Below are 22,112 nucleotides of genomic sequence, written 5' to 3'. Positions count from 1 at the left end.
GGTGCTGCGGGTGGCGCCGTCTGCGCACCACCGCTGCGCGGCGGTGTCCTCAAGTGCCGGACGGGCTGGATGTGGCTGATGCGAGTGCGCAATTCAGCCCGCTGGGAGCACCTCTGGGGGAGGTGGCTGGGGGAGGCGACGGGCCCGCAGACTGGCAAAGACCCGCTGGACACGGCCCAGGGGCTCGGCCGCCGACGCCTCGGCGGATTCGATCACGGCGGGCCCGAGCCGTGCAGCCAGAACGCGCCGTACACAGCGGACACCAGCACCACAGGAGCAACCGTCAGCACCGCCCGTGTCGTTCGCAGCCGGGCGACCGCCACCGCGAGCGGCAGCAGCAGCGGGAAGGCGGGCATCATCAGCCGGGGCTTCGAACCGAAGTAGCCCTTCGCCGTCAGCGCGAGCAGCAGCACCGTCCCCGCGTAGACGAGGAGCGGCAGCGGCTGGCGCTGCCGCACGCCCTTCGCGTACAGCCACACCACCAGCGCCACACCCACCAGCAGCCCGACGCCCGCCGGCCACGCCGGGCCCGCCAGCCGGCCCGCGACGAAGGAGCCGAAGGCCAGGCCCCCGTCGAAGCCGTTGCCCCAGCCGCCCTGCACGTCCAGATAGCCGGTCACGCTGCCGGTCCGCACGCCGACCCAGGTGAAGTACGCGAGCCAGCCGAGCGGCGCGAGCACCACGCCCAGCATCATCCGGGCGCCGGGGCGTCGCCGGTCGCGCCACAGGGCGCCCGCCGCCGTGATCCACACGGCCGCGACCACGGCCGCGCCCACCGGCCGGGTCAGCCCGGCCAGCGCGGCGAGTGATCCGGCCCACACCCACCGTCCGGTGAGCACGCAGTAGACGCTCCACGCCGCCAGCGCGGTGAACAGCGACTCCGAGTACGCCATCGACTGCACGATGCCGACGGGCAGGGCCGCCCACAGCGCCGCGAGCGCGATGCCCGCGCGCCGTCCGTGACAGCGGTCACCGATCAGGAAGACCGCCCAGGCCGCGCAGAGCGAGGACACCGCGCTGACCACGAGACCCGCGTCGGCCGCGGACAGCGGGAAGACCGCCGACAGCCCACGCTCCAGCCACGGCAGCAACGGGAAGAACGCCAGGTCCGAGTGGACCTTGTCACCGCCCAGATGAAGGGTGTAGCCGTAACCGTCCTCGGCTATCCGGCTGTACCAGAGCGAGTCCCAGCGGGCCGAGAGGAGCTGGTGCGGATCCTTGCCCGCCACCGCGCCCCACACCGTCAGCACCACGACGCCCAGCGCGCGCACCCCCGCGTAGACCAGCAGGGCGGGGGCGGCGTGCCGCAGCACCCCGCGCACCCGCGGAGCGGCCGTCACGGAGCCCGCTCCGGCGTCCGTACCGGCGGGAGAAACGAGATGAGTCACCCGGCCCATTGTCCAGCACGCGCGACACGCCCCCGGCGGGCGACCACCGCGTGACCAGGAGCACGGATCCGTGCCCGGGACTCGCGTACGCTGTCGACTCACTCGCCCTCGATCCCGCCGGTCCACGCCCTTCGGGCCCGCGGACGGCCGCGAGCGCACGACACGGAGGTGAGCATGTCCGGGACGACCACAGCCGACGCCCGACGGGCTGCGGGCGTTCCCCGGCAGCGGATCCGGCGCGGGCAGTGGCTCCAGCCGCGGCCCGGCCGGGAGCGCGGCGCGGGGGCCAATCGCTGGACCGTCCTCGTCGTCCTCTGCGTCAGCCTGCTGCTCGTCGCCGTCGACGCGACCGTGCTGCACGTCGCCGTCCCCGCCGTCACCGAGGACCTGCGCCCCGGCGCGGTCCAGCTGCTGTGGATCGTCGACGTCTACCCCCTCGTCTGTGCCTCGCTCCTGATCCTCTTCGGCACGCTCGGCGACCGCGTCGGCCGCCGCCGGGTGCTGCTGCTCGGCTACGGCCTCTTCGGCGTCGCCTCCGCGCTCGCCGCCTTCGCCGCGAGCCCCGACGTGCTCATCGGGGCCCGCGCGCTGCTCGGCGTCGGCGGCGCGATGATCATGCCGGCGACGCTCTCGATACTCCGGCAGGTCTTCCCCGACCGGCGCGAGCGCGCCCTCGCCGTCGGCATCTGGAGCGCGGTCGCCGCCGTGGGCGCGGCCTTCGGCCCCCTGCTCGGCGGCCTCCTCCTCGAACACTTCTGGTGGGGTTCGGTCTTCCTCATCAACATCCCGCTGATGGCCGTCAGCCTGCCCGTCGGACGCCGGCTGCTGCCCGAGTCCACCGGTGAGCGCGACGGGCCGTGGGACGTGCTCGGCGCGCTGATGGCCGCCTTCGGCCTCTTCGGCATGGTCCTCGCCGTGAAGCGGATCGGCGGCGGCGAGCCGCCGCTGACCCTCGCGACGATCGTGCCCGGCGCCGTCGGGGCGGGGCTGCTGGCCCTCTTCATCCGCAGGCAGCGGCGGCGCGAGCACCCGCTCGTCGACCTCAGGCTGTTCGCCCGGCCCGCCTTCGGCACCTCCGTGGGCTGCATCGTGCTCGCCATGCTCGCGCTCGTCGGGCTGGAGCTCATCGCCGCGCAGTACCTCCAGCTCGTCCTCGGCCTCACGCCCCTGGAGACCGGGCTGCGGCTGCTGCCCCTCACCCTCGCCGCGATGGCCGCCGGCCTCGTGGGCTCCCGCCTGCTGCACCGGCTCGGGCCACGCCTGATGGTCGGCCTCGGCTTCGTCCTGACCGCCGCTGCCGTGCTCTCCCTCACCGCCATGGGCGCGGACGACCGGCCCAAGACCCTCGTCGCCGGTTTCGTCCTCCTCGGCTTCGGCCTGGAGACCACGCTCTTCGGGGCGTACGAGTCGATGCTCAGCGAGGCACCGCCGGAGTCCGCGGGCGGGGCGGCCGCGATCGGCGAGACCTCCTACCAACTCGGCGCGGGCATCGGCATCGCCCTGCTCGGCAGCGTCATGAACGCCACGTACGCGCCCGGCGTCGCCGGAACGCGGGGTGTGCCGTCCGAGGCGACGGCCGCCGCGAGCCACTCCCTGGGCGAGGCGTACGAGGTCGCCGCCGGCCTCCCCGCCCCGGCGGGTTCGGCTCTGCGGGCGGCGGCTCGCGACGCCTTCATCCACGGCCTGCATGTGACGTTGCTGCTGAGCGCGGCTCTGCTTCTGGTGGGGGCGGTGGCTGCGTTGCGGTTGCCTCGGGTGATGGATTGTGGGGGCGACTCCGTCGGGGAGCGGTAGTTGGGGGCGGGTTGTTCGCGCCTGCGGCGGGCTGTTTCCCCACCCCGCCCCTTCCCGAAACTGGGGCTGCGCCCCAGACCCCGCAACACGCTTCGCGCGTTGTCCTCAAACGCCGGACGGGCTGGATGTGCGGCAACCGGCCCGCAGGTCGAAGGTGGCTGAGCCCTGGACGCCCCCGCGGCGAGCGGATTAGCGTCGGGGCGACCCGATGATCACCGGAGGCCGGTCATGTCCGTGAACACATCCGTACGTAAGCCGTTCGACCCGCGCGACCCCCTCGGCATCGACGACCTGCTGTCGCCCGAGGACCTCGCCGTCCGCAGCACCGTGCGCCAGTGGGCCGCCGACCGCGTCCTGCCCCACATCGCCGAGTGGTACGAGCGCGGCGAGCTCCCCGTCATCCGTGAACTCACCCGCGAACTCGGCGCCATAGGCGCCCTCGGCATGCCGCTCACCGGCTACGGCTGCGCGGGCGCGAGTGCCGTGCAGTACGGCCTGGCCTGTCTGGAGCTGGAGGCCGCGGACTCCGGCATCCGCTCGCTCGTGTCCGTCCAGGGCTCCCTCGCGATGTACGCGATCCACCGCTTCGGCTCCGAGGAGCAGCGCCTGCGGTGGCTGCCCGGCATGGCCGCGGGCGAGATCATCGGCTGCTTCGCGCTGACGGAGCCCGACCACGGTTCGGATCCGGCCGGCATGCGGACGTACGCCAAGCGCGACGGCGGCGACTGGGTGCTGACGGGCCGCAAGATGTGGATCACCAACGGTTCGGTGGCGGGCGTCGCCGTCGTCTGGGCGCAGACCGACGCCGGCATCCGTGGGTTTGTCGTACCGACGGACAGCCCCGGCTTCTCCGCGCCGGAAATCACCCATAAGTGGTCACTGCGTGCGTCGGTCACCAGCGAGCTTATTTTCGACGAGGTGCGGCTTCCGGCCGACGCGGTCCTGCCGGAGGCGGAGGGGCTGCGCGGCCCGCTGAGCTGCCTGAGCCATGCCCGCTACGGCATCACCTGGGGTGCCCTGGGCGCGGCCCGTACGAGCTTCGAGGCGGCGCTGGACTACGCGCGGACGAGGGAGCAGTTCGGCCGTCCCATCGGTGGTTTCCAGCTCACCCAGGCCAAGCTCGCCGACATGGCCGTGGAGCTGCACAAGGGCCTGCTGCTCGCCCATCACCTGGGGCTGCGGATGGACGCCGGGACGCTGCGGCCGGAGCAGGTGAGCTTCGGGAAGCTCAACAACGTGCGCGAGGCGATCGAGATCTGCCGCACCGCCCGGACGATCCTCGGCGCGAACGGGATCTCCCTCGAATACCCCGTCATGCGGCATGCGACGAACCTGGAGTCCGTGCTCACGTACGAGGGGACGGTGGAGATGCACCAGCTGGTGCTGGGCAAGGCGCTCACCGGCATCGACGCCTTCCGGTGAGCACCGGGCTGCCCAGCTCTTGGGCTCTGGTCGAGGTGTTCTCGGGGGTGACCCCGGGGCCCCGGCCGGAGCCCCCTTCAGTTCTGGTTGAAGAAGCCCCCGTTCGCCCGGCGGCCCGCCGGTTCGCCGCTCAGGACCTGGTAGTCGGCGGGGGTCAGCAGGAAGACGCGGTTGGCCACGCGCTCGATCGAACCGCGCAGGCCGAACGTCAGCCCGGCCGCGAAGTCCACGACCCGCTTGGCGTCGTTGGGCTCCATGCCGGTGAGGTTCACGATCACCGGGACGCCCTCGCGGAAGAGCTCGCCGATGCCACGGGCGTCCCGGAAGCCGTCCGGGGTGACCGTGGCGATGCGGGTGCCCTGCTCCTGCGCCACCTCGTCCGCCACCCGTACCTTCGGGTTGGTCACCCAGGAGTCGCCGGGCTCGGGCCCCTCGGCGTAGTCGTCGTCGTAATAGCGCTCGTCATCGCTGTCGTCGACGAGGCCGAGCCAGGCACTCGCCTTGCGCACCGATCCCATGGACGCCTCCTCTCACACGCGGTGTGGTCCGACCGCTTCCCTATCGTCGTCCATGTTGTGGATGGTGTGCCAAGTGGATAGCCGCCAAGCGTGGATTTCGTGACGCATCTGGTGCAAAGCGCTTGGCGGTGCGTCAGATCGCCTGAGAGGCCCGTCACAAGCGGCGGACCTGGGCATATGCGGTGTCAGGGGGTGGTCCGCGGGCTGCGGGCCGGTGTGGTTGTCCGGTGATTAGGATGCCCGGGTCCATCCACACCACACACGGGGGCCGGAATTGTTCGGGATCGTCAGACCATGTCGTCATCGGTTGTCGGAGTCGATGCGCACGGAGTGGATGGCTCATCTCTGCGGGCTGTGCCTGGCGCTGCGCGGCGACCACGGACAATTCGCCAGAGCAGCCACAAACTATGACGGACTGGTGATTTCGGTTCTGGTCGAGGCGCAGTCGCCGCGCACCGAGGGCGCGAACGCGTGGCGGCGCACGGCCGGCCCCTGTCCGCTGCGCGGTATGCGGACCGCCTCCGTCGCGCAGGGCGAGGGCGCGCGGCTGGCCGCCTCCGTCTCGCTCGTCCTCGCGTCGGCGAAGATGCGCGACCATGTCGCCGACGGTGACGGGCTCTTGGCGCGGCGTCCGGTCGCCGCGGCCGCCCGCAGGGTCGCCGCGAAGTGGGACCGGGCCGGTGCCCGTACGGGGTCGGACCTCGGTTTCGACACGGCGGTGCTGGTGGACGCGGTCGAACGGCAGGCGGGGGTCGAGGCCCTGGCGGGGCCGGGCACTTCGCTGTTGGCGATAACCGAGCCGACCGAGACGGCGACCGCCGCGGCCTTCGGCTACACGGCGGTGCTGGCCGGCCGCCCGGCCAACCGGGCGCCGCTGGAGGAGGCCGGGCGGCTCTTCGGCCGGCTCGCGCACCTCCTGGACGCCGTGGAGGACCTGGCGGAGGACGCGGCCAACGGCGCGTGGAACCCGGTCGCCGTGACGGGTACCGACCTCGCCGAGGTGCGGCGGCTGTGCGACGACGCGGTGCACGGCGTGCGGCTCGCGCTGCGGGAGGTCGACTTCGCGAGCAAGGGGCAGGGGAGGCTCGCGCACGTGCTGCTGGCGCACGAGTTGGGGCGCGCCGTCGACCGCGCGTTCGGCGCGACGGCCTGCGGGCATCAGCACGGCGACGAGCCGGGCGGTGACGTACAGCACGGCGCGCAGGGGTGGTTCGGCCCGCCGCCGGTCATGCCGCCCGCCGCGCCGCCCGAGCCGCCGAGGCGGCGGCGCGGGCCGGTCCACGGCTGCGCGGTGTGGGCCGGGCTCTTCTGCACCTGCCAGATCTGCTGCACGGACTACACCGACCCCTGGAACGGGAAGAAGCGGGACGCCTGGTGCGACGACTGTGATTGCAGTGGCTGTGACAGTTGTGGTGACTGCTGCAATTGCTGTGACTGTTGCAGCAATTGTGACTGCTGCGACTGTGGGTGCGACTGCTGAGCAGCCTCACCCGGCCATGGGTAGTGTGGTGCGAGGGGAGGGGTGCGGCCTGACTGCCGCGGTGTGAAGGCACGGGGCCCGCCGGAGACGCGGCGGCCCCGCGGGGATCACGCGGTACGGGCGGTGGCCGTACAGGATCCCGCGAAGGGAACAGGGGAGCCCGGACACGAAGCGGACCACACCCGACCGAAGTCGATGTGGTCCCGCGTGACCAGCCGTTGCCCTGAGTGCATGGGCCAAGTGGAACAGCCATCCGTTTCCGCGTCAATGCCGTTGGGACAGCGCGTCCGCATCGTGGACGGTGAAATGGACATGCTTGACAGCAGGCCGGCTCCCCGGCTTAGCCTCGGGGTCCGGTCGCGCTGAGGGGCGCGGCCCGGTGTGAAGGCGTCAACTCCCGTGTTCGATCCCCGCATCCACGGAGCCTTCGCATGTCCGCGCACCCGGATACCCCCACCCCGCCCGTCCCTTCCCTCGTCATCGTCGGCGCGGGTCCCCGCGGCACCGGCCTGGTCGAGCGCATCGCCGCCAACGCCCCCGAACTCCTCGCGGGCGCCCGCCTCGACCTGCACCTCGTCGACCCGTACCCGCCCGGTGGCGGCCGTGTCTGGCGGCGCGACCAGTCGCCGCTGCTGTGGATGAACTCCATGGCCGAGGACGTCACGATGTTCACCGACGAGACCGTGGAACTGCGGGGCCCCGTACGGCCCGGCCCCTCCCTCGCCGAGTGGGCCGCCCTCGTCGCCGAAGGGTCCATCCCGGCCGCAGGGCCCGAAATCGCCAGCGAGGCAGGGGAGTTGGCCGACCGTACCTATCCCAGCAGGCGCCTCCAGAGCGCCTATCTCGACTGGACGCACCGCCGCGCCGTGGCCGCCCTGCCGCCCGGCGTCGTCGTCCACGAGCACCGCCGGCGCGCCTTACGGCTCTCCGGCCCCCGCGACGGACGCCAGTCGATCTGGCTGGAAGGCCGGGCCGACCCGCTGCCCGCCGACCTCGTCGTGCTCGCCCTCGGCCACCTGCCCGCCGCCCCCGGCGCCGAGGAGGCGGCGCTCGCGGGCTTCGCCCGCCGCCACGGACTCACCTATCTGCCACCGGAGTTCACCGCCGACAGCGACCTCGCCGTGCTGCGGCCCGGTGCGGACGTCCTCGTCCGCGGCTTCGGACTCGCCTTCGTCGACCTCATGGTGTTGGTCACCGAGGGCCGTGGCGGTACGTACACCGACGACGGCACCGGCACGCTGACCTACCACCCGTCGGGGCGGGAGCCCGTCCTGCACGTCGGCTCGCGGCGCGGCGTCCCGTACCGCGCGAAGATCGACTACCCCTGGAGCGGCGAACGGCCGCCGCTGCCCCGCTTCCTGGGCCCGGCCGAGGCCGAGGAGCTGCGCCGTCGGCCGGGGCCGCTCGACTTCGGCCGTGACATCCGGCCGCTGGTCGAGAAGGAGCTGGGCTTCGCCCACTACCACCGGCTGTTCACCGCGCACCCGGAGCGCACCCGCGTCGGCTGGCCCGACTTCGAGGCGAAGTACGCCCTGTGCGACCCCGGCAGCGCCGAACTCGACGCGCTCGTGTCCGCCTCGGTCCCCGAGCCCGCCGACCGGCTGGACCTGGCCGCCCTCGACCACCCGCTGGCCGGGCTGCGCCATACCGACGCGGCATCGCTCCAGGCCGGGCTGCGGGCCCACATCGAGGCCGACCTCGCCCGCCGGAGCGACCCCCGCCACAGCCCCGACCTGGCCGTGTTCCTCGGTCTGCTCTCCGCCTACGGACAGCTCCTGGGCCTCGGCGACATCGGCACCTGGTGGCACGGCTTCTTCAGCTACCTCGCCTCCGGGCCGCCCGGCCCCCGGCTGCGGCAGCTCCTCGCCCTCTCCCGGGCCGGATACGTGCGCTTCCTCGGCGCGGACACCGAGATCGCCACCGACCCCGGCCGCGGGACCTTCCGCGCCCACAGCCCGACCGTGCCCGGCGCGGTGACCGAGGCGCGCGCCCTCGTCGAGGCGCGGCTGCCCGCGCCCTCGGTCGCCCGCTCCGGCGACCGGCTGCTGCGCGGCCTGGCCGGCGAGGCCACCGTGACCCCGGCCGGGCTGCTCGCCGTCAGCCCCGACGACGGCCGGATCCTCGACCGTGACGGCCGCCCGCACCCCCGCCGCTTCGCCCTCGGCCCGCACACCGACGCCCGCGCCGGTGCCGCCTTCACCCGGCCGCGCTCCAACGGCCCCGCGTTCCGGCAGAACGACGCCACGGCGCGAGCCGCGCTCGGCGCCGTACGCGAACTGTTCCCGCGTCGGCTCCCGGTCCTGGCGGCAGACCGTCCCCCGGCCCTGCCTCCGTGCTGCTGACCCCAACAGGCCGGAAAACGCTGCAAGTTCGGGATCCATCGCGTACCGACACATCCCTCACACCCCAGGGAACCCCATGTCCTCACCCGTACCCACCCGGCCGCTCCACCTGGCCGTCGCCCTCGACCGGACCGACGCCCGGGACGCCGAGCCCTACGCCCGCACGGCGCGCCTCGCCGAGCACGGCAAGCTCGACTTCGTCACCCTCGGCGACACCCTCGGCCCGCCGCGGCGCGGGGCGAGCCGCCTCGACGCCCTCGCCGTGTTCGCGCGGATCGCGCCCGTCACCGAACGGATCGGGCTGGTGCCGACGGTCACCACCACGCACACCGAGCCCTTCCACGTCTCCTCCGCCGTCTCCACCCTCGACTGGGTCAGCCGGGGCCGGGCCGGCTGGACCGTCGACGTCTCCACCGGCGAGGCCGACGCCCGCCACTTCGGCCGCGGACCCGCCGCGCCCGCCCGCGAACTGTGGCAGGAGGCGGACGAGGTCGCCGACGTCGTCACCAGGCTCTGGGACAGCTGGGAGGACGACGCCGAGATCCGCGACGTCGCCACCGGCCGCTTCGTCGACCGCGACAAGCTCCACCACGTCGACTACCGGGGCACCGCCTTCAGCGTCCGCGGCCCCTCCATCGTGCCCCGGCCCCCGCAGGGCCACCCCGTCGTCGCCGTCGACGCCACCGACCCCCTGCCCCGTGCGACCGCCGCCCGCCGCGCGGACGTCGCGTACGTCCGGGCCGAGGCCACGGCCGACCCGTCCGCCGTCCGCGCCGTCCGCGACGAACTGCGGTGCCGCGCCCGCGAGTCCGGCCGCGACCCCGGGCGGATCGTCGTCCTCGCCTCCCTGCGCGTGGCGCTCCACGCGGCCGCCGACGCCGTGGCCCTCGCCGGCCTCGCCGGGGCCTGGTACGCGGACGGCGTCGTCGACGGCTTCCACTTCCGGCCGGAGGACCCCGACCGGGACCTCCCGCTGCTCGTCGACGGGACCGTGCCCGTACTCCAGCACCGCGGACTGCTGCGCTCCTTCTACCCCGGCGGCACACTCCGCGAGCACCTGTGCCTGCCGCGCCCGGCCAACCGCTACGCCACCGCGAGGAGGACCGCATGACCAGCCGCACCGGACGCAGGCAGATGCATCTCGCCGCCCACTTCCCCGGCGTCAACAGCACCACGGTCTGGACCGATCCCGCCTCGCGGAGCCAGATCGACTTCTCCTCCTTCGTCCACCTCGCGCGCACCGCCGAGCGCGGCCTCTTCGACTTCTTCTTCCTCGCCGAAGGGCTGCGGCTGCGCGAGCACAAGGGACGGATCCACGACCTCGACGTCGTCGGCCGGCCCGAGTCCCTCACCGTGCTCAGCGCCCTGGCCGCCGTCACCGACCGGCTCGGCCTGGCCGCCACCGTCAACGCCACCTTCAACGAGCCCTACGAACTCGCCCGCCGCCTCGCCTCCTTGGACCACCTCAGCGGCGGGCGCGCCGCCTGGAACGTGGTGACCTCCTCCGACGCCTTCACCGGCGAGAACTTCCGGCGCGGCGGCTACCTCGACCGGGCCGACCGCTACACCCGCGCCGCGGAGTTCGTCGCCACCGCCCGCGAACTGTGGGACTCCTGGACGCAGGACGGCGTGCCCCGCCCCTTCGCCCACGAGGGCCGGCACTTCCGCATCTCCGGGGAGTTCGACGTGGCGCGCGGCCCCCAGGGCCACCCGGTGGTGATCCAGGCGGGCGACTCCGCCGAGGGCCGCGAGTTCGCGGCCTCGGCCGCCGACGTCATCTTCACCCGGCACGGCACTTCGGAGGCGGGCCGCGCCTTCTACGCCGACGTCAAGGGCAGGCTCGCCGCGTACGGCCGCGCCCCCGGCGACCTGAAGATCATGCCCGGCGTGACCGTCGTCCTCGGCGACACCGCCGCCGAGGCCCAGGAGAAGGCCGCCGGGATCCGCAAGCAGCAGATCTCGCCGCAGACCGCGCTGCTCACCCTGGAGCAGGTGTGGGGGCGCGACCTCTCCGCCTACGACCCCGACGGCCCGCTCCCCGACATCGACCCCGACCCCGACGGCGAACTCGCCCAGGGCCGGGTCAGGATCGGCGACCCGTTCGCCGTGGCCGCCCGGTGGCGCGCGGTCGCCGAGGCGAAGGGGCTCTCCATCCGGCAGACCGTGATCGAGACCTCCGGCAGGCAGTCCTTCATCGGCACCCCGCAGGCCGTCGCCGCGCAGCTGGACGAGTTCGTCACGACGGACGCCGCCGACGGCTTCATCCTCATCCCGCACCTCACCCCGGGCGGGCTCGACGACTTCGTCGACCGCGTCGTGCCGCTGCTCCAGGAGCGGGGCGCGTTCCGTACGGAGTACGCGGGCCCGACTCTCCGCGACCACCTCGGGCTCCCGCTGCCCGCGCCGCGTTCCCCTGTGAAAGGTTGACCCGCATGAGCACCGAAGCACGACAGCAGTGGAAGGCGTGGCGGGAAGAGCGCGCCGAGGCCGTCTCCGCGCCCTACGGCCCGCTCTCGCTCACCGGCACCTCCTGGCTCGCCGACCATCCCGACGGCCGGATCCCCGGCGTGCCGGGGCGCTGGACCGAGACCCCGGACGGCGGGGGCGTGCTGCTCACCGCCGAGGCCGCGGACGGGCTGCGGGCCGACGGGCACCCGGTCACGGGCGGGATCCGGCTCATCGCCGACAGCGGACCCGCCACGGCCCGGGTCACGCACGGGGCGCGGCGGCTGCTCGTCATGCGCCGCGAGGGGCTGTGGGCGGTCCGCGCCTACGACCCCGGCGCGGCGGCGCGGCGGTCCTTCACCGGCATCGACGCCTTCGACCACGACGAACAGTGGGTGCTGAGCGGGCTGTTCCGCCCGTACGGGCGCGACCGCACGGTCACCGTCGAGAACGCGGACGGACGGGCGCGGGGGCTGGGCCTCGCGGGCGAGCTGGCCTTCACCGTCGGCGGCGACGAACACACGCTGAAGGTCTCCGCCGAGGCGGACGGCTCCCTGTGGGCGGTCTTCGCCGACGGCACGAGCGGCACGGACAGCTACCGCTTCCGCTTCCTCTACACGCCCGCGCCGGCGCCGGACGGCGAGGTGGCGGTCGACTTCAACCGCGCGGTGCTGCCGCCGTGCGCCTTCTCCGACGCGTTCATCTGCCCGTTCCCGCCGCCGGGCAACGTCCTGCCGCTGTCCGTGCGCGCCGGCGAGGCGAGGACCGCCGGCTGACGCGGCGGCCCGGCGGGCCCGGAGCCCGGACGGACCCGGGAAGCGGAGCAACTCCCGGTGCATGAGGGGCAGTTGAGTGGACGACGTCCGAAAGATGCTCTTGCGCGGTGCGTCGTCCTCCCCGAATACTCGCTCGGAAGTGCTTGTCAGGGGCACGCAGAATGTGGAACGGCTGTGTCCCCTTGGCGGCGCCTCACCAGACCCCCCACGGGAGGAAGACAACGTGAGGACCGAGCGCACATCCCCCCACCGCAGCCCCCACCGCACCCCCACCCGCCGGGCCCGGCGCGTCGCCGTCGCCGCGGGACTGCTCGCCGCGTCCGCCCTCGTCGCCACGAACGCCCATGCCCAGGGCGACTCCGCGGCCGTGCGGCACTCCGCCGCCCAGCTGTCCGCCGCGAGCGCGGCCGTGCAGGCGGCGGACGTCGCGGGCACCGCGTGGGTCACCGACGGGAACAGCGGCACCGTCGTCGTCACCGCGGACTCCGGCGTCTCCGACGCGGCGATAGCGAGGATCAGACAGCAGGCCGGCCCGGACGCCGACGCGATACGCGTCGAGCGCACCCCCGGCACCTTCACGAAGTACCTCGCGGGCGGCGACGCCATCTACGCGCCGACGTGGCGCTGCTCCGTGGGCTTCAACGTCCGCAAGGGCAACACCTATTACTTCCTGACCGCGGGCCACTGCACCCAGGGCAAGCCCCCCTACTACACCGACGCCGCGCACGGCACGAGCATCGGCCCGACCACCGGCACCAGCTTCCCGGGCAACGACTACGGCATCGTGCAGTACACCAACGGCTCCGTCGCCCACCCCAGCGCCGTCGACCTCTACAACGGCCGCACGCAGCGCATCACCTCCGCGGGCAACGCCTCCGTCGGCCAGGCCGTGCAGCGCAGCGGCTCCACGACCCATGTGCACGGCGGCAAGGTCACCGGCCTGAACGCGACCGTCAACTACGGCAACGGCCAGATCGTCCGCGGTCTGATCCAGACCAATGTGTGCGCCGAGCCCGGTGACAGCGGCGGCGCCCTCTTCGCGGGCTCCACGGCCCTCGGCCTGACCTCCGGCGGCAGCGGCAACTGCACCACGGGCGGCACGACCTTCTTCCAGCCGGTCGGACCGGCGCTCAAGGCGTACGGCGTCAGCGTCTTCTGATCGCTGAGGCCCCCACGGACCCCTGACCGCGAGCGAGCACGGCCCTTCCCCAAGCCTTGCGGCCAGCAGCGGAAGGAGCCCCCGGCCCGGACCCCGGGCCGGGGGCTCGACCTTGGTCCGGTACGGGCCTACCGTGGAATGTGACACCCGACACGCAGGGCAAGGGGTCGTGCCATGGTCGAGGAACTGGTAGTGGCGGCGGCTGGCGCCGGGTCCGCGTGCGTGGTGTACGCGATGGCGGCGTCCCGTGTGGTGAAGCAGTACGAGCGGGGCGTCGTGCTGAGGCTCGGCCGGCTGCTCCCGGAGATCAGGAAGCCCGGGTACACCATGGTCATCCCCGGCGTCGACCGGCTGCGCAAGGTCAATATGCAGATCGTGACGATGCCGGTGCCCGCCCAGGAGGGCATCACCCGGGACAACGTGACGGTACGCGTCGACGCCGTCGTCTATTTCAAGGTCGTCGACCCCGCCGAGGCCGTGATCCAGGTCGAGGACTACCGCTTCGCCGTCTCCCAGATGGCCCAGACCTCGCTGCGCTCGATCATCGGCAAGAGCGACCTGGACGACCTCCTCTCCAACCGCGAGAAGCTCAACCAGGGCCTGGAGCTGATGCTCGACAGCCCGGCCATCGGCTGGGGCGTGCACATCGACCGCGTCGAGATCAAGGACGTCTCGCTGCCGGAGACGATGAAGCGCTCGATGTCGCGCCAGGCGGAGGCGGAGCGGGAGCGGCGGGCGCGCGTGATCAACGCCGACGCGGAGCTCCTGGCGTCGAAGAAGCTGGCCGAGGCGGCGGCGACGATGTCGGAGCAGCCGTCCGCGCTCCAGCTGAGGCTGCTCCAGACGATCGTGGCGGTGGCCGCCGAGAAGAACTCCACGCTCGTGCTCCCTTTCCCGGTCGAGCTGCTGCGCTTCCTGGAGCGCGCGGGCCATGAGCCGGCGCCGGCGAAGCCGGGCCGCCCGGAGGGCGAAGCGCGGGGCGGGACCGATACCGCGCAGGACGGGCCGGACGCGGCGCAGGGCGGGACGGGCGCGGAGCAGGTCTGAACCTGCCGGGCCGGGTGTGCCGCAAGTCACCCGCCGCGTACGCCACTTGAGACCCGCCCGGTGATTGCGGATCTCCCGGGCGGGGCATCACACAAGCCACGGCCCCCGGACACACCTCCACGGTGTCCGGGGGCCGCGTGTCACGCGGGGCTCTTTCGAGCCGGGTCTCAGAACTCGAAGACCGTGCTCTGGGACGCCCGCTTCATGCACGGGTTGGCGAAGGTGTGCTCGTAGCTGACCCGCTTGCCCTGCCAGACGCCTTCGGCGGTGACGACGATCGGGTTCCACTCCTTGGTGCAGAAGGTGTCGGCCTTGAGCGCGACCGTCTTGTCGAAGTCGCCGTCGACGGCGCGCAGCTGTTCACAGGCGCCCTTGACGTCCGGGTGCGTGCCGGTCGCCTTCGGCATGCAGGTCAGGGTCACGGCGCGCTGCACCCCGGAGCTGTCCCTGTCCTCGCCCTGACCGATCGTCAGGACCAGCGAGGAGGGTGCGAACAGGCTCGTGGGGAACAGGCTCTGCGCCTGTGCCGCCGGTGCGGCGGCGGGGGCCGGTGCGGCGCTCGCGGCCGTCGACGTCCCGGCCGCCACCAGGCCGCCCAGTGCCAGCGCGGCCCCCAGTGCGAACCCTCCAGTGATGTACCGCATTCCGAACGCTCCCTTGTGTGTGGTTTCGGATAACGGACCGGAGTCTTGCCCAAGTTGAGCATGAACGCACGCCGAACGGACACTTTCAGTCGCTGGTTGAAAACCCTGAGTAGTGGCCTGAACTGGTGTGAGGCAGGTCTCGCGAGAGCCGTCCCGCGCGGGGTGGGGTTCTGTCGCATGCCCGTTTTGCGGGAGAAAGACGGGAATTAATGTTACAGGGGTGTTGACCAGCAAGATTTCCTTGTAATCAACGACGAATTATCAAAGTCGTCTTCAAAAAGATGGTTTGCGATACCTAAAACCATCGGATCTAATGATCCGCACCCCGGGACGGGAGACCCCCGCACCCCGGCCGAAAAGAGGCCCGCCAAGTGACCGAGCGGCGGCCGGAGCGATTCAGGAGCGCGGCAGCAAATGGCCGAAGTGCACTCAGGGGGACCCCCAGGAACGCCGTCCGGAGGCCCTCTCGCCGCCGCCTGCCGGGCTTTCCGGCGTGACCGCACCGGCATGGCCGCCCTCGCCGTGGTCGCCTTCTGCGCCCTGCTCGCGGTCGCCGCACCGCTCCTCGCGGCCCTCTACGGCAAGAACCCCACCGACCACTACGGGCAGGACCAGCCCGGCCTCCTCAGTGCGGAAGGCCTGCCCGTCCTGCCCAACGGGGGTATCTCCGCAGACCATTGGTTCGGCATCGAGCCCGGCCTCGGCCGCGACGTGCTCACCCAGCTGCTCTACGGCATGCGCACCTCGCTGCTGGTCGCCCTCGCCTCCGTCACCGTGATCGCCGTCGTCGGCATCGTCCTCGGCGTGACCGTCGGCTACCTCAGCGGCCTCGCCGACCGCGCCTTCACCTTCGTATGCAATGTGCTGCTCGCTTTTCCGACACTTCTGCTGCTGCTCGCGCTGAGCCCCGTCATCCAGACGCGCTTCGTCGGAGCCGGTGAGAACGAGCCCGCCTGGATGCAGTTCACCTCGCTCATCCTGGTCTTCTCGGCCTTCGGCTGGGTGCCGCTCGCGATGGTGCTGCGCACCTCCGTGCGGAGCCTGCGCGAGCGGGAGTTCGTCGAGGCGGCGCGGGCCGTCGGCGCGAGCCGCCGCCACATCGTCCTCCGCGAGCTGCTGCCCAACGTCTGGGCGCCCGTGCTCGTCCACATCACCCTCGCCGTGCCCGGCATCGTCACCGCCGAGGCCGCGCTGTCCTTCCTCGGCGTCGGCATCAACGAGCCCGTCCCCGACTGGGGCCGCATGATCTCCCGGGGCTCCGAGGTCTTCTACGACGACCCCACCTACATGGTCTTCCCGGGCGTGGCGATCCTCGTCTTCGTCCTCGCCTTCAACCTCCTCGGCGACGCCGTACGGGACGCGCTCGATCCCCGTACCGCCCGCTGACCCCGCACCACACCCTCACAACGCACCTCCCGATCAACGGAGTTCACCATGCCCCGCTTCAGCACGCGCACCGCAGCCCTGCCGGCTCTCGCCACCGCCGCCGTCATGCTGATGTGCTCCTGCTCGGCCGGCGCGGGCTCCGGGGCGGCGGAGAGCGGGAAGGGCGGCGCGGACGCCGTCAGGAGCGGCAAGCGCCTCACCGCGACCCTCGGCACCGCCGAGGACAGCCGGGGCCCGGCCCCCGCCGAGCCCGGCGCGCGGTCCGGCGGCACGGTGAGGATCGCCAACCTCAACGACTACAGCCACCTCGACCCGCAGAAGATCTACGCGGGCGAGTCCTACAGCACGTCCCTGCTGTGGGGCCGACAGCTGACGCAGTATCAGGTCGTGGACGGCAAGCCCAAGCTCGTCGGCGACCTCGCCACCGACACCGGGCGGTCCTCCGACGGCGGCCGCACCTGGACGTACCACCTCAAGGACGGCATCGCCTGGGAGGACGGGCAGCCGATCACCGCCGAGCAGGTGAAGTACGGCATCGAGCGCACCTTCGGCCCCGGCTTCGAGCTCGGCCCCACCTACTGGCCCGAGTGGCTGACCGGCTCCGAGGACCGCACCGCCGCCGTGAAGAAGTACGGCGGCCCCAAGAGCGGCGACCTCGACGCCATCGAGACCCCGGACGACAAGACCGTCGTCTTCCACTTCCCCGAGCCGCAGTCCGACGTGCCCTACATGGCCGCGCAGTCCTCCTCGTCCCCCGTCCGCAAGGACAAGGACACCGGCACCGACTACGACGTGAAGCCGTTCGCCAGCGGTCCGTACCGGATCGCCGAGCGCAAGCAGAACCAGAGCCTGACCCTGGAGCGCAACCCGCACTGGAAGCCGGAGACCGACCCGATCCGCCACCAGTACCCCGACCGCTTCGAGTTCACCTTCGGCAAGAAGATCCTCAACACCGCGCAGGAGGTCTTCAACAGCCGTGGCGACGGCGCCGGCACCGTCTCCACCAAGAACGAGGTCCCGCCGGAGCTCTACGCCGAGGCCCGGCGCGACCCGAAGAAGCGGGAACTCCTCGTCGCGGGCAGCCAGGGCGCGTACACCAGCGACCTCTACATCAAGAACAACCGCGTCACCGACCCCGAGGTCCGCAAGGCCATCCACTACCTCTTCCCGCGCGAGCAGGCCCGCCAGGTACTCGGCGGCCCCCGCCTCGGCGACTTCGCCACCACCCTCTCCTCGCCCGCAGTCGTCGGCTGGAAGAAGTACGACCTCTACCCGGTGAAGCCCAGCGGCGACATCGAGAAGGCCAAGGAGCACCTCGCCAAGGCAAAGGACAAGGTCACCACGCTGACCTACGCCTACGAGAGCGACGCCCCCGAGAAGGACCGCCTCGCGCAGGTCCTCGTCGAGGCCTTCGCCAAGGCCGGCATCAAGCTCGTCACCAAGCCGATGGACAAGGCCGCCTTCAACGACCAGGTCTTCCGCGGCGACGCCCCCTACGACCTGTGGATCTCCACCAACTCCGTGGACTGGCCCACCCCGTCCACGCTGCTGCCCGACAGCTACCACAGCAAGCTCGACGCCCTCGCCAACTCCATCCGCTACAGCAACCCCCGGGTCGACAAGGAGCTGGAGCGCCTCGCGGGCATCGGTGACGCGCAGCAGAAGGCGGCCGCCCTCATCGACCTGGAGCAGGTCGTCATGAAGGACGTACCGGTCGTGCCCTTCCTCTACACCAGCGTCACGCAGTTCCGCGGCGCGGACATCGGCGGCGCCGCCATCCACCCGATCTACGGCTCCATCGCGGCCGCCGCGCTCTATGTGAAGAAGTCCTGACGTGATCGCCTACGTTCTCCGGCGGGCCCTCCAGGCGGTCGCGGTGCTCCTCGCGATCACCGCCGTCGCCTTCGGGCTCTTCTACGCCGCACCCTCCGACCCCGCCCTCATCGCCTGCGGCCCCAAGTGCGACACCGCCCAGGTCGAGGCCGTACGCCACAGCATGGGCCTCGACCAGCCGCTCACCGGGCAGTTCACCGACTACCTGCGCGGACTCGTCGCCGGCCGCACCATCGCCGACGTCGACGGCAGCCCCATCGACTGCCAGGCGCCCTGCCTCGGCTACTCCTACACCCTCCACCAGCCGGTCCTCGACGCCATCGGCGACCGCTTCCCGGTGACCCTGTCGCTCGCGGGCGGCGCGCTCGCCGTGATCGTCGTCCTCGGCATCGGCGCGGGCTTCGTCGCCGCCCTGCGCCGGGGCACCGCCACCGACCGGCTGCTGTCCGGCTTCACCCTCGTCGGCGCCAGCGTGCAGATCTACTTCCTCGGCTACGCCCTCCAGTACCTGCTCGTCTACACCACCGGTGTCCTGTCGGTGCCCGGCTACGTGCCCTTCGCCGACGACCCCGCCGCCTGGGCGGCCGGGCTCGCGCTGCCCTGGCTCGTCCTCGGCTTCGTCAACGCCGCGGTCTTCGCCCGCCTCTCCCGCTCCCAGATGCTGGAGACGATGCACGAGGGGTACGTGCGCACCGCGCGCGGCAAGGGACTCGGCATGCTGCGCGCCCACCTGAAGTACACCGCGCGCGGCGCGGCCGCGCCGCTGGTGCAGCTCCTCGGCCTTGAGGCGGGCGCCCTGTTCGGCGGGGCGTTCATCACCGAGACCGTCTTCGGCCTCGGCGGCGTCGGCAAGCTCGCCGTCGACTCCGTCGTCCAGAACGACCTGCCGACGGTGGTGGGCACGGTCCTGCTCGCCGCCTTCTTCGTGGTGCTCTTCGTCGCCCTCGCCGACCTGGTGGTGGCCTGGCTCGACCCGAGGGTGAGGCTCGCGTGAGCGTCCTGAATGTCCATGACCTGACCGTCTCCTTCGCCGGGCGCGGCGCCACGGTGACCGCCGTGGACGGCGTCTCCTTCGGCCTCGGGCGCGGTGAAGTGCTCGGGCTGGTCGGGGAGTCGGGCTCCGGCAAGTCCACGGTGGGGCTGGCCGCGATGGGGCTGCACGACCCCGCCCGTACGACGGTGACGGGCAGCGTCACCGTGGGCGGCACCGAGGTCGTCGGCGCGCCCGACTCCGCCCTGCGGGCCCTGCGGGGCGCGCGGATCGCCATGGTGTTCCAGGACGCGCTGGCCGCGCTGTCGCCCTTCCACACGGTGGGCGCGCAGCTGGCCGAGGCGTACCGGCTGCACGCGAGGTCGGGGCGGGCCGAGGCGCGCGGGCGGGCGGCCGCCATGCTCGACCGGGTCGGCATCCCGGCCGCCCGCGCCCGGGACTATCCGCACCAGTTCTCCGGTGGCATGCGGCAGCGCGTCATGATCGCCATGGCGCTGATCAACTCTCCCGACGTGCTGGTGGCGGACGAGCCGACGACGGCGCTGGACGCGCGCGTGCAGCGTCAGGTGCTCGCGCTCATGCGGGAGTTGGCGTGGGAGAGCGGCACCGCGGTGCTGCTGATCACCCACGACGTGGGGGTCGTCGCGGAGATGTGCGACCGCATGCTGGTCATGCGGGGCGGGCGCGGCATCGAGTCGGGCCCCACCCGCAAGCTGCTCGCGGACGCCGAGCACCCGTACACCCGTGCCCTGATCGGCGCGGCGCCGACGCTTGCGACGGTGCCGGGGTCCCGGCTGCCCACGGTGGACGATCCGGACCCGGAGCCGGACCGGGGCGGCCGGGTGGCGTCGTCGCGGCAGGCCGCTGGCGCCGCGGGGGTGACGGAGTCCGCTGCCGCGAAGGCCGCGAAGGCCGCGAAGGCCGCGAAGGCCGTGGAGAAGCCGCACGTCGTGCCCGCCGCTACGGCGGACCTTGCGTCCACCGCGACGGCGGGCCGGCCGGCGCCGGATTCCGGCGATGCCGGATCCGCTGCCGCGAGGGTCGCGGGTCACAAGGACGGTTCGCGCGTTCTTCCTGCCGCGACGGCGAGTCACTCCGTGACGGGATCCGGCGGTGCCGGGGGCGAGGAGGTACCCCGGGCCGCAGGCGGAGCCGTGCTGGCCGAAGTCGTCGACCTCACGGTCGAGTTCCCCGGCCGGCGCACCCTGCTGGGGCGCGGGACGCCGCCCGTGGCCGCCGTGCGTGGCGTCAGCCTGCGGGTCGGGGCGGGGGAGACCCTCGGGCTCGTCGGTGAGTCCGGGTCCGGGAAGTCGACCACCGCCCGCGTCCTCGCGGGACTGCAACGGCCCACCGCCGGGGAGGTGCGGTTCGACGGGCAGGACATCGGGCTGCCCGCCACGCGGAAGGCGCTGAGCCGCGATGTGCAGCTCGTCTTCCAGGACCCGTACGCCTCGCTCAACCCCCGCCGCACGGTCGAGCAGATCGTCACCACGCCGCTGCGCGTCCACACCTCGCTGGACGCGGCCGCCCGCCGCGGCCGCGCGGCCGAACTCCTGGGCCAGGTGGGGCTGGACGAGGCGCACCTGGCCCGCTATCCGCACGAGTTCTCCGGCGGCCAGCGCCAGCGCATCGGCATCGCGCGGGCCCTCGCCCCGCGCCCCCGGCTGATCATCGCGGACGAGCCGGTCTCCGCGCTCGACGTGTCCGTGCAGGCCCAGGTCCTCAACCTGCTGATGGACCTGCGGGACGAGCTCGGGATCTCCCTGCTCTTCGTGTCCCACGACCTCGCCGTCGTACGCCACTTCTGCGACCGCGTCGCCGTCATGCGGGCCGGGGAAGTGGTGGAGAGCGGCCCGCGCGACGAGGTCTTCGACGACCCGAAGGCCGGCTACACGCGTGAGCTACTCGCGGCCACCATGTAGGACCCCGGCGTCGCCGCCCGGGGAGGGGACGGGCGGCGGCGCCGGACGCCGGGGGCGCAGGAGGTCGACGGGGGAGCCGGTGATGTCCTCGGTGAGGCTGATCCTGCGCTCCCGCGCCGGGAGTTCCGGGCCACGGGGCAGGCCGTCCAGCCAGGCGGAGAGGGCGTCGGCGTAGGCCAGCGCGTCGGGCGGGAGGCCGCGGCGGGCCAGGTCCGCCGCGAGTCCGGAGCGGGCGGGGCGGAGCGCGTGCGCGCGGGAGGCCAGGAACTCGGGGGAGAGCTCCCGCTCGCCGGGGCAGGCGAGCACGGCCGCGCGGACGAGGCCGTCCATCGAGGCCAAGCAGGCGACCTCCGGCGGTACTTCGTACCCGCTGGTGTACTCGACGAGGTCGAGGAGCGGCCGGGCCGGGCCCTCCGTCGTGAGCAGCCACGCGTCCACGAACTCACCGAAGTGCGCGGCGAAGCGCGACCGCCACCGCGGCGACATCGCCGGGGCCGTCATCCGCCAGGCGTCGGCCAGGGCCCGTTCCAGGGCCGTGCGCGGTGGCGGGGTGCGGCCCAGGTCCACGGGCAGGAAATCGAGCAGGGCATCGGCGTAGGGCGGCGGCAGCCCGCCCGCCCCGCACTCCTCGGAGCGCCCGTCGAGGATGAAGAACCACACCAGCCACGCCGCCCCCCGCTGTAACCGCCCGCACTCGGCGTCCGGCATCACCCGCGCCGCGAACGCCGCGCACCCCGCCTTCCGGAAGCGCCGCTGCGCGGAGAAGGACTGCGTGAGCCCCGTCCGCCGCACCCAGCGCTCGACGAACGCGGCGGCCTCCGCGCCGTGCGGGTTGACACGGGGGCGGGGGGCGGTCGCCGGGCTGCTGGCCATGCGGGTCCTCACCGGGTAGCGCGCTAGGTGGGATGAGGTTCTACCCGGACGCGTACGGGAACCACGGCTTGTCAGCGCACTCCACGGCGCGC

The 22,112-nt window shown here is 72.9% G+C and carries 17 protein-coding genes; 13 read left to right on the top strand and 4 right to left on the bottom strand.

Annotated elements, in window-relative coordinates; all coding sequences use genetic code 11:
- Nucleotides 1-212: 212 nt before the first annotated feature.
- The gene (locus AB0435_RS23185; RefSeq protein ID WP_366427869.1) at nucleotides 213-1,340 is read right to left on the bottom strand and encodes a hypothetical protein; all 1,128 of its coding nucleotides are present in this window, start codon (nucleotides 1,338-1,340) and stop codon (nucleotides 213-215) included.
- A gap of 222 nt (nucleotides 1,341-1,562) precedes the next feature.
- On the opposite strand from AB0435_RS23185, the gene AB0435_RS23180 reads away from it, so the two are divergent.
- Complete coding sequence (locus AB0435_RS23180; RefSeq protein ID WP_366427865.1) at nucleotides 1,563-3,182, top strand: MFS transporter; 1,620 nt, start codon at nucleotides 1,563-1,565, stop codon at nucleotides 3,180-3,182.
- Between the two features lie 228 nt (nucleotides 3,183-3,410).
- The gene (locus AB0435_RS23175) at nucleotides 3,411-4,604 is read left to right on the top strand and encodes an acyl-CoA dehydrogenase family protein (protein WP_366006595.1); all 1,194 of its coding nucleotides are present in this window, start codon (nucleotides 3,411-3,413) and stop codon (nucleotides 4,602-4,604) included.
- A gap of 77 nt (nucleotides 4,605-4,681) precedes the next feature.
- Here the strand turns inward: AB0435_RS23175 and AB0435_RS23170 are convergent, their stop codons facing one another.
- A complete protein-coding gene (locus AB0435_RS23170) occupies nucleotides 4,682-5,122 on the bottom strand; it encodes a cell division protein SepF (RefSeq protein ID WP_361534221.1) in 441 nt (146 codons plus the stop codon).
- 274 nt (nucleotides 5,123-5,396) lie between these two features.
- Between AB0435_RS23170 and AB0435_RS23165 the strand changes: the two genes are divergently transcribed.
- The 7 genes from AB0435_RS23165 to AB0435_RS23135 all read left to right on the top strand — a co-directional run bounded on the left by AB0435_RS23165 (nucleotide 5,397) and on the right by AB0435_RS23135 (nucleotide 14,371).
- Entirely contained in the window at nucleotides 5,397-6,602 is a 1,206-nt protein-coding gene (locus AB0435_RS23165; RefSeq protein WP_366006594.1) for a DUF5685 family protein, read from the top strand.
- Nucleotides 6,603-7,033: 431 nt separating this feature from the next.
- The gene (locus AB0435_RS23160) at nucleotides 7,034-8,944 is read left to right on the top strand and encodes an FAD/NAD(P)-binding protein (protein WP_366427864.1); all 1,911 of its coding nucleotides are present in this window, start codon (nucleotides 7,034-7,036) and stop codon (nucleotides 8,942-8,944) included.
- A 76-nt stretch (nucleotides 8,945-9,020) separates the two neighbouring features.
- Nucleotides 9,021-10,055 carry an LLM class flavin-dependent oxidoreductase gene (locus tag AB0435_RS23155; protein WP_366427863.1) on the top strand — a complete coding sequence of 345 codons (1,035 nt, stop codon included), beginning with the start codon at nucleotides 9,021-9,023 and terminating at the stop codon, nucleotides 10,053-10,055.
- A complete protein-coding gene (locus AB0435_RS23150) occupies nucleotides 10,052-11,371 on the top strand; it encodes an NtaA/DmoA family FMN-dependent monooxygenase (RefSeq protein WP_366427862.1) in 1,320 nt (439 codons plus the stop codon). The genes AB0435_RS23155 and AB0435_RS23150 overlap by 4 nt, the downstream gene beginning before the upstream one ends.
- A 5-nt stretch (nucleotides 11,372-11,376) precedes the next feature.
- Nucleotides 11,377-12,165, top strand: a complete 789-nt coding sequence (locus AB0435_RS23145) for a DUF1684 domain-containing protein (RefSeq protein WP_366427861.1) — start codon at nucleotides 11,377-11,379, stop codon at nucleotides 12,163-12,165.
- Nucleotides 12,166-12,388: 223 nt separating this feature from the next.
- Nucleotides 12,389-13,324, top strand: coding sequence for a S1 family peptidase (locus AB0435_RS23140; RefSeq protein ID WP_366006589.1), 936 nt, complete (start codon nucleotides 12,389-12,391; stop codon nucleotides 13,322-13,324).
- 174 nt (nucleotides 13,325-13,498) lie between these two features.
- Entirely contained in the window at nucleotides 13,499-14,371 is an 873-nt protein-coding gene (locus AB0435_RS23135) for a slipin family protein (protein ID WP_366006588.1), read from the top strand.
- A 167-nt stretch (nucleotides 14,372-14,538) separates the two neighbouring features.
- Here AB0435_RS23135 and AB0435_RS23130 read toward each other — a convergent pair whose 3' ends face one another.
- Nucleotides 14,539-15,015 carry a subtilase-type protease inhibitor gene (locus tag AB0435_RS23130; RefSeq protein WP_366427860.1) on the bottom strand — a complete coding sequence of 159 codons (477 nt, stop codon included), beginning with the start codon at nucleotides 15,013-15,015 and terminating at the stop codon, nucleotides 14,539-14,541.
- A 414-nt stretch (nucleotides 15,016-15,429) separates the two neighbouring features.
- Between AB0435_RS23130 and AB0435_RS23125 the strand changes: the two genes are divergently transcribed.
- The 4 genes from AB0435_RS23125 to AB0435_RS23110 are packed head-to-tail and all read left to right on the top strand — an operon-like array spanning nucleotide 15,430 to nucleotide 21,147.
- Nucleotides 15,430-16,401, top strand: a complete 972-nt coding sequence (locus tag AB0435_RS23125; RefSeq protein WP_366006586.1) for an ABC transporter permease — start codon at nucleotides 15,430-15,432, stop codon at nucleotides 16,399-16,401.
- Between the two features lie 48 nt (nucleotides 16,402-16,449).
- Entirely contained in the window at nucleotides 16,450-18,234 is a 1,785-nt protein-coding gene (locus AB0435_RS23120; protein WP_366427859.1) for an ABC transporter substrate-binding protein, read from the top strand.
- 1 nt (nucleotide 18,235) lies between these two features.
- Nucleotides 18,236-19,228: an ABC transporter permease gene (locus tag AB0435_RS23115; protein WP_366006584.1), complete on the top strand. Its 993-nt coding sequence runs from the start codon at nucleotides 18,236-18,238 to the stop codon at nucleotides 19,226-19,228.
- Nucleotides 19,225-21,147 carry an ABC transporter ATP-binding protein gene (locus tag AB0435_RS23110; RefSeq protein ID WP_366427858.1) on the top strand — a complete coding sequence of 641 codons (1,923 nt, stop codon included), beginning with the start codon at nucleotides 19,225-19,227 and terminating at the stop codon, nucleotides 21,145-21,147. The genes AB0435_RS23115 and AB0435_RS23110 overlap by 4 nt, the downstream gene beginning before the upstream one ends.
- On the opposite strand, the gene AB0435_RS23105 is transcribed toward AB0435_RS23110, so the two are convergent.
- The gene (locus AB0435_RS23105) at nucleotides 21,127-22,020 is read right to left on the bottom strand and encodes a hypothetical protein (RefSeq protein WP_366006582.1); all 894 of its coding nucleotides are present in this window, start codon (nucleotides 22,018-22,020) and stop codon (nucleotides 21,127-21,129) included. The two genes, AB0435_RS23110 and AB0435_RS23105, sit on opposite strands and share 21 nt — an antisense overlap.
- Nucleotides 22,021-22,112: the final 92 nt, after the last annotated feature.

This window comes from Streptomyces sp. NPDC051173 (assembly GCF_040689515.1).
Taxonomy (GTDB): domain Bacteria; phylum Actinomycetota; class Actinomycetes; order Streptomycetales; family Streptomycetaceae; genus Streptomyces.
This window is presented reverse-complemented; position numbering and strand designations above follow the sequence as displayed.

What these genes read in the sequence shown, in the direction of transcription:
- AB0435_RS23180 (WP_366427865.1), top strand. Translation starts at nt 1,563, where the DNA reads ATGTCCGGGACGACCACAGCCGACGCCCGACGGGCTGCGGGCGTTCCC.
- AB0435_RS23175 (WP_366006595.1), top strand. Translation starts at nt 3,411, where the DNA reads ATGTCCGTGAACACATCCGTACGTAAGCCGTTCGACCCGCGCGACCCC.
- AB0435_RS23170 (WP_361534221.1), bottom strand. Translation starts at nt 5,122, where the DNA reads ATGGGATCGGTGCGCAAGGCGAGTGCCTGGCTCGGCCTCGTCGACGAC.
- AB0435_RS23160 (WP_366427864.1), top strand. Translation starts at nt 7,034, where the DNA reads ATGTCCGCGCACCCGGATACCCCCACCCCGCCCGTCCCTTCCCTCGTC.
- AB0435_RS23155 (WP_366427863.1), top strand. Translation starts at nt 9,021, where the DNA reads ATGTCCTCACCCGTACCCACCCGGCCGCTCCACCTGGCCGTCGCCCTC.
- AB0435_RS23150 (WP_366427862.1), top strand. Translation starts at nt 10,052, where the DNA reads ATGACCAGCCGCACCGGACGCAGGCAGATGCATCTCGCCGCCCACTTC.
- AB0435_RS23145 (WP_366427861.1), top strand. Translation starts at nt 11,377, where the DNA reads ATGAGCACCGAAGCACGACAGCAGTGGAAGGCGTGGCGGGAAGAGCGC.
- AB0435_RS23135 (WP_366006588.1), top strand. Translation starts at nt 13,499, where the DNA reads ATGGTCGAGGAACTGGTAGTGGCGGCGGCTGGCGCCGGGTCCGCGTGC.
- AB0435_RS23130 (WP_366427860.1), bottom strand. Translation starts at nt 15,015, where the DNA reads ATGCGGTACATCACTGGAGGGTTCGCACTGGGGGCCGCGCTGGCACTG.
- AB0435_RS23125 (WP_366006586.1), top strand. Translation starts at nt 15,430, where the DNA reads ATGGCCGAAGTGCACTCAGGGGGACCCCCAGGAACGCCGTCCGGAGGC.
- AB0435_RS23120 (WP_366427859.1), top strand. Translation starts at nt 16,450, where the DNA reads ATGCCCCGCTTCAGCACGCGCACCGCAGCCCTGCCGGCTCTCGCCACC.
- AB0435_RS23105 (WP_366006582.1), bottom strand. Translation starts at nt 22,020, where the DNA reads ATGGCCAGCAGCCCGGCGACCGCCCCCCGCCCCCGTGTCAACCCGCAC.